This is a genomic window from Bacillus mycoides, assembly GCF_018742245.1.
Lineage (GTDB): Bacteria > Bacillota > Bacilli > Bacillales > Bacillaceae_G > Bacillus_A > Bacillus_A cereus_U.
Map to the genome: position 1 here is coordinate 4962302 of NZ_CP036132.1, position 17598 is coordinate 4979899.

Consider the following 17598-nt stretch of genomic DNA (forward strand, 5'->3'; position numbering starts at 1 on the left):
AATTCGACAATTTTTGATATGAAATAATGCATAATATATATAAAATTCGGCAAATTCCTCATACAATTCATCTCACATACACAATACAAGATTAGGAGTGTTATAGATGAATTATAGAAAACTTGCTAGTGCTTTCGTTACATTCGGTCTTCTTTGTCCTTTATCAACAGAAGCTATTCACGCTCAAGAGTTAGATAAAAATGAAGTGAAAGTTGAAATTGCTCAGCCTGGTTTAACAATCGGAAAATTAACACAACCTCAAAACGATACAAAAGAGAATATTGCTAAAAAGTATTTAAAAGGTGAGGTAAATGGGGCTAAAGCTCAACAAGAGCAAGTTACTACTGAAAAGAATGTCGATTTTCAACCTACAAATACAGAAACAAAAGAAAATCAAACCGAATTACGCCTTGCACAAACATACAAAAACTATAAAGTATATGGTCAAGATCTCATTGTAAAAGTAGATAAAAATGGAGTAATTACAACTGTTAGTGGTAAAGTTGCCCAAAATTTAGACCAACAACTTAATCTTACTATAACAAATTTTTTGTCGAAAAATGAAGTAAAATCTAAATTACGCAATATACTTCAAATTCCAAGTGATGCGACAGAAACAGAATTTTCTAGCGAAACGGTAGTTTATACGAAAAAAGATGGGCACTATACATACGCAACGGTCCTTACATTTACTTATGAAAACAATGAACAAGTTATAAACGGAAATGCAATCATGGACTTACAAACTGGTGAAGTACTTTTCCAAGAAAAGTTTATTAAAAATAAAGAGAATAAAACTATTAATCAAGTAACAGCACCTAAACTATCACCAGCGAAAGAACAAGGAACTGGGAAAAATGCGCTACAAGAAAATGTATTATTTAATATCGCAAAAGGTACTGACGGAAAATTTTATTTAGCTGATTTATCCCGTGCAAATGGTATTTATATTTATAACGCAGACTATGCTGACTCTCTTGGTGGCGATAGCCAAGCCGGTTATCCAGGGACACTTATTTCAAGTAACACTTCGAACTTTGCAGATAAAGAAGCAGCTGGTGTTATGAAAAACATGAGTAATATTTACGACTATTTTAAGAAAGAACATAATCTAAAAAGTTACGATAATAAAGATTCAAAAGTTGTTGCTAGCGTCCACGGATTTGATTCTACTGAAGTTAGTGATGGTGTAAAAGAAAACTATGTAAATGCGTTTTGGCATCCAGGTTGGAATCAAATGGTCTTTGGTGACGGGCTAAATGGAAAATTAACCTCTGCTCTTGACGTAACAGCCCATGAATTTGGACATGCTGTATTTAGTGGTACAACGAAAAATAAAATTGTGCGATATCCAAGTGCTGAAACATCTGCGCTAAATGAAGGCCTAGCAGATTTTTGGGGTACACAAATAGAATATTACGTAAAGAAAGATAAAGGAAATTGGATTATGGGTGATACGTTAGGTGGTCTAACAATTCGTGACATCCCAGGGGAAATTGGTGACGGCGGCAACAAACTATATACAAACTTACAAGATTTCTATAATGATGGAAATGATCAAGAATCTCATGTGAATTCCGGAATCATTAGCCATGTATTATATCAATTAGCTGAAGGTAAAACGTATAACGGTATATCTGTTCAAAGACAAGGAAATGAAAAAGTAAGTAAAGTTGTTATGCGTGCATTGCAAAACTATGCAACTTCAGCAGAAGATTTTGAATCACTTCAATCTCACATTGTACAAGCTGCAAAAGACTTATATGGTAATACGACAGCAACAGAATTCGAAAAGGCTTTCCAAGCACATGGATATAAAGCACTAGCAAAAATTAATAAAGTAGTAGAAGTACAACAAGGAAAATAAGAAAAAAAGAAGTTTACCGACTATAGGTAAACTTCTTTTTATATCCATCCCTTTTCTTCCGCAATTGTAATTGCCTCAATTCTATTTTTCGCGTCGAGCTTCGTTAACACTTCGGAAATATAATTACGTACTGTACCCGGTGAAAGATAAAGTGTTTTCGCAATTTCATTTGCCGTCTTTCCTTCTTTAGCAAGTAACAATACTTCTTTTTCACGATCTGATAATGGATTTTGCTCCTGCCATAAACCAAACATTAAATCTTGAGAAACCTCTCGTTTTCCCTTCATTACATTACGAATTGCTGCGGCTAAATCTTCACTCGGACTATCTTTTAACAAATATCCGTGCACACCAGCTTTCATCGCCCTTTCAAAATACCCTGGCCTTGCAAATGTTGTTAAAATCATTACTTTGCATAATGATTTTTCTTTCTTTAAAATTTCAGCAACATCTAAACCACTTTGAATCGGCATTTCAATATCCATAATACTTATATCCGGCTTTAACGATTCAATTAATTTTAACGCCTCTTCCCCGTTCGCAGCTTGCCCAATCACTTCCATATCATCTTCTAAATCAAGTAGGGCTCCTAATGCACCACGAAGCATCCGTTGATCTTCCGCAATAATAATTCGAATCATGCCCTCACCTCATCTTTTCCTGTTCTAATGACAACTGGTACTTTTACTGTTAATAGCGTCCCCGGATTAATCGTATCTATCTCCACTAGACCGTCAATTAAGGCAATTCGTTCCTTTATACCACGAATGCCGTTTCCATCATGATTTTGCTCCTCTAAACCGACGCCATTATCTTCTACTTTTAAAATCAATTCACCTTGTGATTCTAATATAGAAACAATGCACACTGTCGCCTTACTATGCTTCACTACATTCGTAACTGCCTCACGTAAACACATACCTAAAATATTCTGCTCGATTGGCGATAACGAACTAGAATTAGCCTCCTGCTTTACTTCCAATTCAATATTGGCTGCTTGCAAAATCGCTTTTATTTGCTCAAGCTCTTCTTCTACTGTAATCATGCGCATATCAGAAATTAATTCCCTCAGCTGCTTTAAAGCGGTACGAGATGTTTGTGTAATTTCCTTCGCTTCCATACTTGCCCGCTCCGGATTTTTCACAATTAACTTCTCAACAAGCTGACTTTTTAAAGTAATAAGAGATAGTGTGTGTCCTAATGTGTCATGAAGATCTCTTGCAATTCGCTGACGTTCTTCACGTTTTACTAAGTCTTTGATTTGCTCGTTTGCTTCGTTTAGTTGATTTCTTAACATCTTTTTTTGGTTAAAGTTGCGCATTCCAAATGGTGTAAGGAGCATTAAAATAAACATTGGAACTATATTCACTAAACTTGTAGTTGTTAGTTGATTAAAGTTTACAAATGTAAAAGCTCCCAGCATTACAATTAACAGGCCCCACAACAATCGAAATACTTTTTTACTTGGTGCAAATCCCATCGCACTTGCCGTAAAAAATCCAAAGAAAATCATAAAAGGATTATAAAATACAGCAAATAAAAAGGTTAGTAACATTTGAATACATGCCCATAAAATGAACGTCTTTTGAACGAAATAAAGTTGACGGTATGTGACAATGAAAACTATCAACATACCGATGCCAATTACAAGCTTCCATCCTGATACTTGTGTTAAATTATAAATTGGAAATAGCAGATACACGAGCCACATATATGGGAAGAATCCCATATATTTTGGAAAAATCTCAATCCTCTTCTTCTCTATCATTTATACCGCTTCCTGTCTTTTTCTTATATATATTGATACTACAACAAATATAAGGAAATAACCTCCTAGTACCGCGATATTTTCCCATCCAATTGATTTTCCAGCTACAATATCCCATGCCCCGCTACCAAAATGATATGTTGGTGTCCATTCTCCAATAGTTCTTAATACTTTTGGGAATACTTCAATTGGCATCCATAATCCGCCAACTACAGCTAAGCTCATATTTAAAATATTAGCCAGGCCAGCAGCTGCATCCGCCTTTTTGATTGAACCTATTACTGTTCCGAGTGCTAAAAATGGTGTCACGCCTAATAATAACCATAATCCGGCACCAATCCATTGACCTACTGTTAACTCGACATTATTAATTAATATTCCTGCCATAAAAATAACTAAGATTGAAAAAGCATTCACTACTGTTTGAGCAATAATCTTTGCTGCTAAATATGCTCCCTCTGGAAGTGGTGTAATTTTTAAAAGATGTGTCCATCCTTGCCCTTTTTCCTGAGAAAGTCTCACACCGAAACTAAAAAGTGCAGTCCCTACAATACTGAAAGTCGCCATTGAAATTAAATAATGAGCTTTCCAAGCATCTCCGTTTTGTGGGACTTGAATAACATTTGTGAAAATATAGTAAAACATAACTGGCATTAATAATGAGAAAAAGATAAATAATTTATTACGGAACGTACGCAAAACCTCTATTTTACATTGCATCCATAGTGCTCTCATGCGATTTCCCCCTTCTGATTTGCGACAAACTGTTCAAATGCTTCGTCGAGACTTCCACGTTCAACTGAAATATCTGTTACAGGTAAGTTCTTTTGATAAATTGCTTGTAACGTGGCATCAGTATCCTCCGTTGTTAAAATAATCCGCCCCTCATTTGACTGTACTCCTGTTACATTCGGCAATTCCTTTAGCAAGCCCATAGGGATACTTTCTTTTGAATAAAACGAAATCGTTTTTCGAGAAATCGTCGCTTTCATTTCATCTGGCGTACCATCTGCGATGATCTTTCCGTTCGCAAATAATAAAATCCGATCCGCTAAAGCATCTGCCTCTTCTAAATAGTGCGTCGTTAAAATAATCGTTTTCCCTTCACTTGCTAACTTTCTAATCGTTTCCCAAAATGTTTTTCGAGACGTAATATCCATTCCAACTGTCGGCTCATCTAAAAATAACAACTCTGGATTTCCTGCAAGTGCCAGTGCAAAATTTAACCTTCTCTTTTGGCCACCCGATAATTTCTCACATCTTTGCTTTCGCTCTGATTCTAAATTTGATAACTGAAGTAATGTTTCTTTCGCTACTGGATTCGTATAATAACTACGGAATAACTCGATTGCTTCTTCTACCGTGATACTATCAATCACACTTACTTCTTGTAGCATCGCACCGAGGCTATTACGAACATCTCTGTGCTTCGGACTCTTTCCAAATATAGAGACATTCCCCTCTGTCGGGTCTTTTAATCCGAGCATCATTGAAATTGTCGTTGTTTTCCCCGCACCATTTGGACCGAGTAATGCTACTATTTGCCCTTTATTTACATGAAATGAAACGTTATTTACTGCTTTTTTATGTTTAAATGTTTTAGAAACACCATTTACTTCAATAATCTTTTCCATCTCTCCACCCCCGCCGTTTCTTATATTTACATTGTATTCCTTGGAAAAGTTAGGAAACAGTATGATGCGTCATGACATCAATATGACAATTGTCATGTATTCTCTATGAGTAGAATCACCCCGCATACCGCACGCAAGTAGCAGGAGCAAAATAAACATGATACAATCGGATAAGATATCTATTCGAGGAAGGACAGTGGTTTTCATGATTATTCGTAATGAACAAGATTTAGAAGGTTTACGAAAAATCGGCCGCATCGTTGCACTTGCACGCGAAGAAATGAAAAAACAAGCGAAGCCAGGTATGACAACGAAAGAGCTTGATTTAATTGGTAAAAAAGTATTAGATGAGCATGGTGCTATTTCAGCGCCTGAAAAAGAATATAAATTCCCAGGTGTAACTTGCATTAGTGTAAACGAAGAAGTTGCTCACGGCATTCCAAGCGATCGCGTATTAAAAGAAGGCGATTTAGTAAACGTAGACGTATCGGCAGCACTTGACGGCTATTATGCAGATACAGGTATCTCATTTGTTCTTGGAGAAGATGAAGAAAAAGAAAAGCTTTGCCAAGCAGCAGTAGACTCATTTTGGGAAGCAATGAAAAAGGTAAAAGCTGGATCAAAACAAAATCAAATTGGTCGTGCTGTTTCTAACTTTGCACATAAAAGTGGATATAACGTTATTCAAAACTTAACTGGTCACGGCATCGGTCTTAGCTTACACGAAGCCCCAAATCACATCTTAAGCTACTATGATCCAATGGATAATGCACTTCTAAAAGACGGCCTTGTTATCGCTGTAGAGCCATTTATCTCTATGAAAGCTGATCATATTATCGAACGCGGTGATGATGGTTGGACATTCGTTACACCAGATAAAAGCCTTGTTGCACAATGTGAACATACAGTTGTTGTCACTCGTGGCGAGCCAATTATTTTAACTCAACTATAATAAAAAAACAGCCGTTTTGTAGATTCCTTCTACTAAATCGGCTGTTTTTTATTATTTTTAAGTATGTAACATCCCTATAAACAAAAAGCTTATACAAATAAAAAAGTGATACATCAAAGTATCACCTTTTTAACGGGGTGAGGCTGTCCAAAAGTACGGAAAACTCTTGAACAGCCTCGTATTTTCATATGGATGCCTTACATATATCACTGATGATAATTATGAAATGCGGAAACATATTTACCATCACATGATTCAAACAAAAGAAAAGAAACCCTATAACGGATCTCTTTTCCCTACATAATCTAAAGTTTGGGTACACTAGATTCATGCAATGTAGGAGCCTTCTAAGCAGAAAGCGATCCTTCATTTAAAATGATATCATACATATATCCGCTAAAAATATGCAAATGTACATATAGCGTTTTTTATTTCTCAACATACATTTATTGAAAATTCATACATATAAAGGTAAAATAAGGTCGTTATCCGTCTTCTTTTGTCAGTCAGAGAGAATAGAAGAATGGGAGAGGAAAAAATGAGAAAATCACTGAAACAAAAAATAGTAAGCTCCTTGCTTGCTGTATCACTCGCCGTTAGCTTAGCTCCAATCGGACAAGCAAAAGCTGATTCCACGTCAGAAATTACACAGACTCCACCTATTACAAAACAAGTTGATGCAAACCGCGCCATCGAGCATATCCGTTTCTTATCCGAAACAATCGGTCCCCGTCCAGGTGGTACAAAATCAGAAGAATGGGCTTCTCGCTATGTTGGTATGAAACTTAAATCATTGGGATATGAAGTAGAGTATCAGCCCTTTCAAGTGCCGGATCAATACGTTGGATTTATCGAATCACCATTAGGGACAAAGCGTAATTGGCAAGCTGGTGCTGCTCCAAGTGCACTAATTTCTACAGAGGCTGTTACAGCTCCGCTTATCTTTGTTCAAGGTGGTACAAAATTGGACGATATTCCAAATGAGGTAAACGGAAAAATTGTTTTATTCGAAAGAGGGGCAACAGTAGCAGATTATAATAAACAAGTTGAAAATGCTGTTAGTAAAGGGGCAAAAGGTGTTCTTTTATACAGCTTAATTGGAGGTCGTGGAAACTACGGACAAACTTTCAATCCTCGCTTAACTAAAAAGCAGTCTATCCCTGTCTTTGGTCTTGCTTATGCTCAAGGAAATGCATTTAAAGAAGAAATCGCTAAAAAAGAGACAACAATACTTTCCCTAAAAGCGAGACATGAATCTAATTTAACATCCCTAAATGTCATCGCTAAAAAGAAACCCAAAAATAGTACAGGTAATGAAAAAGCTGTCGTTGTAAGTTCACACTATGATAGTGTCGTTGGAGCACCTGGGGCAAATGATAATGCTTCTGGTACAGGATTAGTATTAGAATTAGCTCGTGCTTTTCAAAATGTAGAAACTGATAAAGAAATTCGTTTTATTGCTTTTGGTTCTGAGGAAACTGGCTTACTTGGCTCTGATTATTATGTTAATAGTCTGTCCCAAAAGGAACGCGATCGAATTTTAGGTGTCTTTAACGCAGACATGGTTGCAACAAATTATGATAAAGCAAAGAATTTATATGCTATGACCCCTGATGGTTCAACAAACCTTGTAACAGATGCTGCCTTACAAGCAGGTAAACAATTAAATAATGATCTCGTTCTTCAAGGAAAATTTGGCTCTAGTGATCACGTACCATTTGCTGAAGTGGATATTCCTTCTGCACTATTTATTTGGATGGGCGTCGATAGTTGGAATCCATTAATCTATCATATCGAAAAGGTATATCACACGCCTCAAGATAACGTATTTGAGAACATTTCACCAGAACGTATGAAAATGGCATTAGAAGTCATTGGAACTAGTGTTTATAATAGTCTTCAACCTACTGTGAAAACAGGACAGAAAGCTGCTTAATACTATTTCAAGCCACCGACTAATCGGTGGCTGTTTATTGAGAAAAAATAAATATGCATAAAAGCATATTTATTACATGGTATTATCGCGTATAATTAAAATCGTAATATATAAATAAAAACACATTTATTACATAGCATTATCATGTAGAATAAAAATTATAATAATATTGATTACATCTAACAAAGAGGTTTTTCAATTATGAAAAAATTATTCTTGCAGTTGTGTGAACTTTAACTTGAATTTCAGGAATTAATGCTTTTATTCCTGAAATAAACGTTGCAGCAGCTACTCAAGAATAAAGCTTTCCAAAATACTATTTCTAAATTAGCCATAAAAATGGCTATGCATTCATCCAAAACTTAACGGAACATGGTCATTGACCTTAAATTACATGAGATAGGACACCACATTCTAAACTTATGGTCCAATGGATAATAGACTTATTGAAAGCGGTTTCGTTATTACTTTAGAGCCGCTTATCTCTATGAAAGCTGACCATATTATTCGGCCGCTGATTGAGCCCAACCTGAAACTGTTCTCTTTTTTCTATAAAAAAACCCTTCAGGTTGCATTCTTCCCTTCACTTTATCGTGAAGTGTTTTTGAATACTTACCTAAAGGGCGTAATATCAATAGTAATTTTTTAATTTGTCTGCTACTCAGATTACAGTGTAATCAATAATCTAAATCTTTTTTATTATTTTATTCGCTGACGAGCGAGTAGGATTCCACCTAAAAGGAATAATACAATACCTCCAAGAATTGAACTCATTTCTGCTGATGTTCCTCCTGTGTTAGGAAGTAATGTTGGCTTATCATTTTCTGTAGTAGGTGGAACTTTTGAATCGCTATTTTTGTCTGTATTTGTGTTTGGACCTGTGCTTGGATCTTTTGGATCTACATTTGGATCTTTTGGATCTTTTGGATCTTTTGGATCTTTTGGATCTTTTGGATCTACATTTGGCTCGTCCTTGATTTTTGTATTTGTGATGTCATAACCTTTTACTTCGGATTTATATCCCGTTACTGGTTGTTCTTTCACTTCATACTTGTACGCTACTCCATTTTCATCGTATGCTTGGAGCTTTTCAAACGTATACTTCCAGTTTGTTTCTGCTGTTACTTCTTTTGTGTCTACTACTTTACCGTTTTGTAGTAAGTCTACTTTAATCGAACTTGGACGATCTGTTGCATTGTTATCGTTCCACGTTTTTGTTCCTTCTACTTTCGTTTCGCCTACTTTTGTATTTGTGATGTCAGTACCTTTTACTTTGGATTCATATCCTGCTACCGGTTGTTCCTTCACTTCATACTTGTACGCTACTCCATTTTCATCGTATGCTTGGAGCTTTTCAAACGTATACTTCCAGTTCGTTTCTGCTGTTACTTCTTTTGTATCTACTACTTTACCATTTTGTAAAAGGTCTACTTTGATCATTGTCGGACGATCTTTCGTGTTATCGTCGTTCCATGTCTTTGTCCCTTCTACTTTCGTTTCGCCTACTTTTGTATTCGTGATGTCATAACCGTTTACTTCGGATTTGTATCCGTCTACCTGTTGTTCTTTCACTTCATACTTGTACGCTGCTCCGTTTGCATCATATGCTTGGAGTTTTTCAAATGTGTACTTCCAATTTGTTGCTTTACTTACTTCTTTCGTGTCAATTACTTTACCGTTTTGTAGTAAGTCTACTTTGATTGTGCCTGGACGATCTGTTGCGTTGTTATCGTTCCATGTTTTTGTTCCTTCTACTTTCGTTTCGCCTACTTTTGTATTCGTGATGTCATAACCTTTTACTTTGGATTTATATCCTTCAACTACTTGTTCTTTCACTTCATACTTGTATGCCTTACCTTCTGCATCATACGCTTGTAGTTTTTCAAACGTATACTTCCAGTTTGTTTCTGCTGTTACTTCTTTTGTATCTACTACTTTACCGTTTTGTAGTAAGTCTACTTTAATCGAGCTTGGACGATCTGTTGCGTTATTATCGTTCCACGTTTTTGTTCCTTCTACTTTTGTTTCGCCTACTTTTGTATTTGTGATGTCAGTACCACTTACTTTGGATTCATATCCTGGTACTGCTTGCTCTTTCACTTCATACTTGTATGCCTTACCTTCTGCATCATACGCTGCTAAATCTTTGAATTCGTATTTCCAGCCTGTTGCTTTGCTTACTTCTTGCGTCGCAATCACTGTACCATTTTGTAAAAGGTCTACTTTAATCATTTCCGGACGATCTTTCGCGTTATCGTCGTTCCATGCTTTCGTTCCTTCTACTTTTGTTTTGCCTACTTTTGTATTTGTGATGTCAGTACCATTTACTTTGGATTCATATCCTGCTACTGGCTGTTCCTTCACTTCATACTTGTATGCCTTACCTTCTGCATCGTATGCTTGGAGTTTGCCAAACGTGTACTTCCAGTCACTTGCTGCTGTTACCTCCTTTGTATCTACTACTTTACCGTTTTGTAAAAGATCTACTTTGATCATTGTCGGACGATCTTTCGCGTTATCGTCGTTCCATGTCTTCGTCCCTTCTACTTTTGTTTCGCCCACTTTTGTATTTGTGATGTCATAACCTTTTACTTTGGATTTATATCCTTCAACTGCTTGCTCTTTCACTTCATACTTGTATGCCTTACCTTCTGCATCGTAGGCTTGTAGTTTTTCAAACGTATACTTCCAGTCACTTGCTGCTGTTACTTCTTTTGTATCTACTACTTTACCGTTTTGTAGTAAGTCTACTTTAATCGAGCTTGGACGATCTGTTGCATTGTTATCGTTCCACGTTTTCGTTCCTTCTACTTTTGTTTCGCCTACTTTTGTATTTGTGATGTCATAACCGTGTACGTCAGATTGATATCCCGCTACTGGCTGTTCCTTCACTTCATACTTGTACGCTACTCCATTTGCGTCATATGCTTCTACATCTGCAAATGCATATTTCCAGTTTGTTGCCGCTGTTACTTCTTTTGTATCTACTACTTTACCGTTTTGTAGTAAGTCTACTTTGATTGTGCTTGGACGATCTGTTGCGTTGTTATCGTTCCATGTTTTTGTTCCTTCTACTGTCAATTTCGCTACTTTTGTATTCGTGATGTCAGTACCACTTACTTTGGATTCATATCCTGCTACCGGTTGTTCCTTCACTTCATACTTGTACGCTGCTCCATTTTCATCATATGCTTGGAGCTTTTCAAACATATACTTCCAGTTCGTTTCTGCTGTTACTTCTTTTGTATCTACTACTTTACCATTTTGTAAAAGGTCTACTTTGATCATTGTCGGACGATCTTTCGCGTTATCGTCGTTCCATGCCTTCGTCCCTTCTACTTTTGTTTCGCCTACTTTTGTATTTGTGATGTCAGTACCATTTACTTTGGATTCATATCCTGCCACCGCTTGTTCCTTCACTTCATACTTGTACGCTACTCCGTTTGCATCATACGCTGCTAAATCTTTGAATTCGTATTTCCAGCCTGTTGCTTTGCTTACTTCTTGCGTCGCAATCACTGTACCATTTTGTAAAAGATCTACTTTAATCATTTCCGGACGATCTTTCGCGTTATCGTCGTTCCATGTTTTCGTTCCTTCTACTTTTGTTTTGCCTACTTTTGTATTTGTGATGTCAGTACCACTTACTTTTGTTTCATATCCTGCTACTGGCTGTTCTTTCACTTCATACTTGTATGACACTCCGTTTGCATCGTATGCTTGGAGCTTTTCAAATGTGTACTTCCAGTTTGTTGCCGCTGTTACTTCTTTTGTATCTACTACTTTACCGTTTTGTAAAAGATCCACTTTGATCATTTCCGGACGATCTTTCGCGTTATCGTCGTTCCATGTCTTCGTCCCTTCTACTTTTGTTTCGCCTACTTTTGTATTTGTGATGTCAGTACCACTTACTTTTGTTTCATATCCTGCTACCGGTTGTTCCTTCACTGTATACTTGTACGCTACTCCGTTTGCATCATACGCTGCTAAATCTTTGAATTCATATTTCCAACCTGTTGCTTTGCTTACTTCTTGCGTCGCAATCACTGTACCATTTTGTAAAAGGTCTACTTTAATCATTTCCGGACGATCTGTTGCGTTATCATCTTTCCATGTTTTCGTTCCTTCTACTTTTGTTTGACCTACTTTTGTATTTGTGATGTCAGTACCACTTACTTTTGTTTCATATCCTGCTACTGGCTGTTCTTTCACTGTATATTCGTAAGCCTTACCTTCCGCATCATATGCTTCTAAATCTGCGAATATATATTTCCAACCCATTACTGCGAATACGTCTTGTGTTTGAATCACGTTCCCGTTTTGCAGTAAGTCTACTTTGATCATTGTCGGACGGTCTGTTGCATTTCCGTCGTTCCATGTCTTCGTTCCTTCTACTTTTGTTTTGCCTACTTTTGTATTTGTAATGTCAGTACCATTTACTTTGGATTCATATCCTGGTATTGCTTGTTCTTTCACTTCATACTTGTATATCTTACCTTTTGCATCATAAGCTTGTAGTTTTTCAAACGTGTACTTCCAGTTTGTTTCTGCTGTTACTTCTTTTGTGTCTACTACTTTACCGTTTTGTAGTAAGTCTACTTTAATCGAACTTGGACGATCTGTTGCATTGTTATCGTTCCACGTTTTTGTTCCTTCTACTTTCGTTTCGCCTACTTTTGTATTCGTGATGTCATAACCGTTTACTTCGGATTTGTATCCGTCTACCTGTTGTTCTTTCACTTCATACTTGTACGCTGCTCCGTTTGCATCATACGCTTGTAGCTTTTCAAACGTGTACTTCCAATTTGTTGCTTTACTTACTTCTTTCGTGTCAATTACTTGACCGTTTTGTAGTAAGTCTACTTTAATTGTGCTTGGACGATCTGTTGCATTGTTATCGTTCCACGTTTTTGTTCCTTCTACTTTCGTTTCGCCTACTTTTGTATTCGTGATGTCAGTACCACTTACTTTGGATTCATATCCTGCTACTGGCTGTTCCTTCACTTCATACTTGTATGCCACTCCGTTTGCATCGTATGCTTGGAGATTTTCAAATGTGTACTTCCAGTTTGTTGCCGCTGTTACTTCTTTTGTATCTACTACTTTACCGTTTTGTAAAAGATCCACTTTGATCATTTCCGGACGATCTTTCGCGTTATCATCTTTCCATGTTTTCGTTCCTTCTACTTTTGTTTCGCCTACTTTTGTATTTGTGATGTCAGTACCATTTACTTTGGATTCATATCCTGCTACCGGTTGTTCCTTCACTGTATACTTGTACGCTACTCCGTTTGCATCATACGCTGCTAAATCTTTGAATTCATATTTCCAACCTGTTGCTTTGCTTACTTCTTGCGTCGCAATCACTGTACCATTTTGTAAAAGGTCTACTTTAATCATTTCCGGACGATCTGTTGCGTTATCATCTTTCCATGTCTTCGTTCCTTCTACTTTTGTTTGACCTACTTTTGTATTTGTGATGTCGGTACCACTTACTTTGGATTCATATCCTGATACTGGCTGTTCTTTCACTGTATATTCGTAAGCCTTACCTTCCGCATCATATGCTGCTAAATCTGCGAATATATATTTCCAACCCATTACTGCGAATACGTCTTGTGTTTGAATCACATTCCCGTTTTGTAGTAAGTCTACTTTGATCATTGTCGGACGGTCTGTTGCATTTCCGTCGTTCCATGCCTTCGTTCCTTCTACTTTTGTTTTGCCTACTTTTGTATTTGTGATGTCAGTACCATTTACTTTGGATTCATATCCTGGTACTGCTTGTTCTTTCACCTCATACTTGTACGCTGCTCCGTCTGCATCATATGCTTGGAGCTTTTCAAATGTGTACTTCCATTCTGTTGCCGCTGTTACTTCTTTTGTATCTACTACCTTACCGTTTTGTAAAAGATCCACTTTGATTATTTCCGGACGATTTTTCGCGTTATCGTCGTTCCATGTCTTCGTTCCTTCTACTTTTGTTTCGCCTACTTTTGTATTTGTGATGTCATAACCATTTACTTTGGATTCATATCCTGGTACTGCTTGTTCTTTCACTTCATACTTGTACGCTGCTCCGTTTGCATCATAAGCTTGTAGTTTTTCAAACGTGTACTTCCAATTTGTTGCCTTACTTACTTCTTTCGTGTCAATTACTTGACCGTTTTGTAGTAAGTCTACTTTGATGGTGCTTGGACGATCTGTTGCATTGTTATCGTTCCACGTTTTTGTTCCTTCTACTTTCGTTTCGCCTACTTTTGTATTCGTGATGTCATAACCATTTACTTTGGATTCATATCCATCTACCGGTTGTTCTTTCACTTCATACTTGTATGCTTTTCCATTTTCATCGAACGCTACTAAATCTTTAAATTCATACTTCCAACCTGTTTCTTTGCTTACTTCTTGTGTCGCAATCACTGTACCGTTTTGTAGTAAGTCTACTTTGATGGCTTTATGCTCTTCCTCTGTACCACCTTTCCACGTCTTCGTTCCTGCAACTGATGTCTTGCCTACTTTTGTATTCGTGATGTCATAACCATTTACTTTTGATTCGTATCCGTCTACTGCTTGTTCTTTCACTTCATACTTATATGCTTTTCCTTCTGCATCGTTTATCGCCAAGTCTTTAAATTCATATTTCCAGCCTGTTGCTTCGCTTACTTCTTGCGTCGCAATCACTGTATCGTTTTGTAGTAAGTCTACTTTAATCATCGTCGGACGACCTTCCGCATTTCCGTCCTTCCATGTTTTCGTTCCTTCTACTTTGGTTGTTTGTACCACTTTTGTATTTGTAATGTCATAACCATTTACTTCTGTTGTGTATCCATCTATCGGTTGTTCTTTCACTTCATACTTGTACGCTACTCCATTTGCATCATAGACTGCTAGGTTGTCAAATTTGTATTTCCAACCATCTGCCGCTGTTACTTCTTTCGTGTCTATTACTTTCTCATTTTGTAGTAATTCTACTTTGATTGAACTTGGACGATCTTTCTCGTTATCGCCTTTCCACGTCTTCATCCCTGCAATAGATGTAGTTTTCACTTTATTAGAAATCGGCAACTTAATTCCGTTTACAGCATCTGCTTTCACTTCAAACTCTACTTTTGCCTGTGGATCAAAATCAATATAGTTTGGAGCTGAAACTTCTTGCACATAATATTTACCTGGTGTTAAACCTTTGATTTCGATTATACCTTTTTCATCTGTTGTATATTCATCTCCAACTTGTTCATCCGACGCTTTATACAACTTAAACTTGACATTCGGTATTACTTTTTCTTCATTTCCTTCAAGGTGCTTAACAATTCTTAGCATTCCTTTTGAAGGTAAGTCACCTCCAGCACCACCGCCAGATTCTACATTTTTGACTGTGGCGCTATCTGTTGTAGAAACTTTGTCTTTGTCCACCACTTGGTATTCAATCTTATAATCATTCTTAAAAGATTCTAGTTTCTTTCCGGCTTCCGTTATAGTAGCTGTATAACCAATTGAAAATGCGTTACCACTGGCTTTATCTTTATTAATCACAACTTTAAATGACTTATCATCAACAAACGTTATCTTCCCATAACCTTGCGTTTCAAAGGTTTCAAGTGATAAGTAAGTAGCATTATTAACGTATATATAGAAACTGCCTTTATTAAGCGTTTGACCTTCTTGCAAACTATCAGTCACAACAATATCAGAATTTAATTTTTCTTTGTTATTGTTTATTCTCAAGAACCAACGCACTTCGTCTGTATTGTCTGGCTGAATGTCACCAACTTTATCAGAAAACGATTGCTCTCCAGGATCTGTACCACCACCACTAGTTGGACCAGTAATCGTTACAGTTTGCTTCTCTACATCTGTACCTAAATTTGTTTCAACGTCTTTCTTTTGGTCCGTTTCTACATTAGTAGCTTGAATTGTAAAATTAAAGTGTCCTTTAATATTTTCACGTTGTTCCACCTTGTCATTAAATGTACATACCACCTTATCTCCACTTACTTGACAAGTACCATAATCATCTAACTGTATCTGTCCCTTAAACCCTTTTAATTCTGGAGGCAGTGTCAATGTTAGTGTGTCCCCAGCCTTCAGCTTAACTTCAGCTTTTTCACTGAAGGTTACATTTATTTTAGTCTGTTCCCCATATTGTAGGTTTGTTTTATCAATCGTAAAACCATCCACAAGTCCTGCTGTATTTAACTCTTGTGCATTTGCTACTATACCTAAAAAACTCTGACCTATAGTAAACATAAAAATCATTATAATCGAAAAAATAGAAGTAACTCTTTTTAAATACATATTTTATATTATCCCCCTATAAAATTAGAAATAGATAGATCCTGGTACAAACATACTATGACAAAGATTCTATTATTCAATGTCATTAAGCTATTTTACTTAAATATTTTTGATAGCTATTATCATCTTTTTCTCTTTTTTCAACCCTTCTATTACTTAGAAGCTTGAAGTTTGACTTTTATATAGATTCATCTAATTTCTCCGACACTTTATTTCTGACCTATACTGTTTAACAAAAACAGATACAGAACAGGACAAATTTTGATAAAGAAATTCAAATTACAAATACACATAAACGGACCATAGAATAACTTCAAAGTCAGAAGAAGACAATTCGAAAAGCACTTACGATAAAACTCATGACAGTCATTCGTCTTATTATGCTGTAGAGTTTCCGGAATCCCTTCACACAACGCAAACGTTCGCTCTATAAATGCAAAAATTTCATTGCTGGCAAGTATGAACGAGCTACTTCACAGTAACTATGCATTTGGTCAACTTCCTTACTTATCCTCCTAAAGAATAACAAGAAGTACCATCTATAATCGAAATTAGCATATCAGCCGAGGAAAGTTACAACTGTGAAACATACTTGAATACTCGTATTCTAAAAGATGTTATTGAAGATGCGTTTTCTGCCATTATAAGTTGAGGTGAAATTGGCCATATGTTAAAACGTTTTGTGTTTAGTTACACAACCGACCTACACACCGAAACAAGTAGAACAAGAAGCGTTCCACCGCCAGCAGTATATAATTAAAAACGCTCTGGATGAAGTATTGTTTGCCTATGCAAGATGATAGTCATATTCTCCAAATTTGAATACAGTGGACCGAATTTGGGGGTAACTAAAAAAGAGTATGATTGTCAACTGATTTCATGTAAATCGCATAGAAATACGAAATTCAGCCTTTTCATTTTTGGAGTATATAAATGAGTGTCGAGAAAAAAACTTTGTCTAATGGGTTCCATGGCTATGTCGAAGAATTAAAATGAGCTTATATATGATGATAATATCAAAACCGAGAGATTTATATCCTTTCATTATTTTTTATCAAATCATGAAAACTTTAATTGTACTATATGTACTATCTTAAACATCCCCCCCTAGTTTCTTGACTAAGCTGGAAGTTTTCAAGATTA

At 36.5% G+C, this 17598-nt stretch carries 8 protein-coding genes and 1 pseudogene; 4 read left to right on the forward strand and 5 right to left on the reverse strand.

Translation table 11 applies throughout. From position 1 onward, the window contains the following. Positions 1 to 106 precede the first annotated feature (106 nt). Positions 107 to 1867 carry a M4 family metallopeptidase gene (locus EXW56_RS25565; protein ID WP_215597095.1) on the forward strand — a complete coding sequence of 587 codons (1761 nt, stop codon included), beginning with the start codon at positions 107 to 109 and terminating at the stop codon, positions 1865 to 1867. A 38-nt stretch (positions 1868 to 1905) separates the two neighbouring features. Here the strand turns inward: EXW56_RS25565 and EXW56_RS25570 are convergent, their stop codons facing one another. From EXW56_RS25570 to EXW56_RS25585, 4 genes are read right to left on the reverse strand one after another with little or no spacing between them, the layout of a single operon-like run. Further along, positions 1906 to 2508, reverse strand: a complete 603-nt coding sequence (locus EXW56_RS25570; RefSeq protein ID WP_002198753.1) for a response regulator transcription factor — start codon at positions 2506 to 2508, stop codon at positions 1906 to 1908. After that, positions 2505 to 3635: a sensor histidine kinase gene (locus EXW56_RS25575; RefSeq protein WP_215597096.1), complete on the reverse strand. Its 1131-nt coding sequence runs from the start codon at positions 3633 to 3635 to the stop codon at positions 2505 to 2507. The genes EXW56_RS25570 and EXW56_RS25575 overlap by 4 nt, the downstream gene beginning before the upstream one ends. Further along, entirely contained in the window at positions 3636 to 4370 is a 735-nt protein-coding gene (locus EXW56_RS25580; protein ID WP_002113090.1) for an ABC transporter permease, read from the reverse strand. It lies immediately after the preceding gene. Next, positions 4367 to 5269 carry an ABC transporter ATP-binding protein gene (locus EXW56_RS25585; protein WP_002198751.1) on the reverse strand — a complete coding sequence of 301 codons (903 nt, stop codon included), beginning with the start codon at positions 5267 to 5269 and terminating at the stop codon, positions 4367 to 4369. The genes EXW56_RS25580 and EXW56_RS25585 overlap by 4 nt, the downstream gene beginning before the upstream one ends. Positions 5270 to 5426: 157 nt before the next feature. Between EXW56_RS25585 and map the strand changes: the two genes are divergently transcribed. The 3 genes and pseudogenes from map to EXW56_RS27775 form a co-directional block, all read left to right on the forward strand. After that, positions 5427 to 6221 (forward strand): type I methionyl aminopeptidase, encoded by a 795-nt coding sequence (gene map / locus EXW56_RS25590; RefSeq protein WP_002113092.1) that lies wholly within the window; start codon positions 5427 to 5429, stop codon positions 6219 to 6221. A 538-nt stretch (positions 6222 to 6759) separates the two neighbouring features. Beyond that, positions 6760 to 8157, forward strand: coding sequence for a M28 family metallopeptidase (locus EXW56_RS25595; protein ID WP_215597097.1), 1398 nt, complete (start codon positions 6760 to 6762; stop codon positions 8155 to 8157). Between the two features lie 329 nt (positions 8158 to 8486). Next, positions 8487 to 8665: pseudogene (locus tag EXW56_RS27775) on the forward strand (type I methionyl aminopeptidase); the annotation flags it as partial. Positions 8666 to 8856: 191 nt separating this feature from the next. Here the strand turns inward: EXW56_RS27775 and EXW56_RS25600 are convergent. After that, a complete protein-coding gene (locus EXW56_RS25600) occupies positions 8857 to 16455 on the reverse strand; it encodes a Cna B-type domain-containing protein (RefSeq protein ID WP_215597098.1) in 7599 nt (2532 codons plus the stop codon). Positions 16456 to 17598 lie beyond the last annotated feature (1143 nt).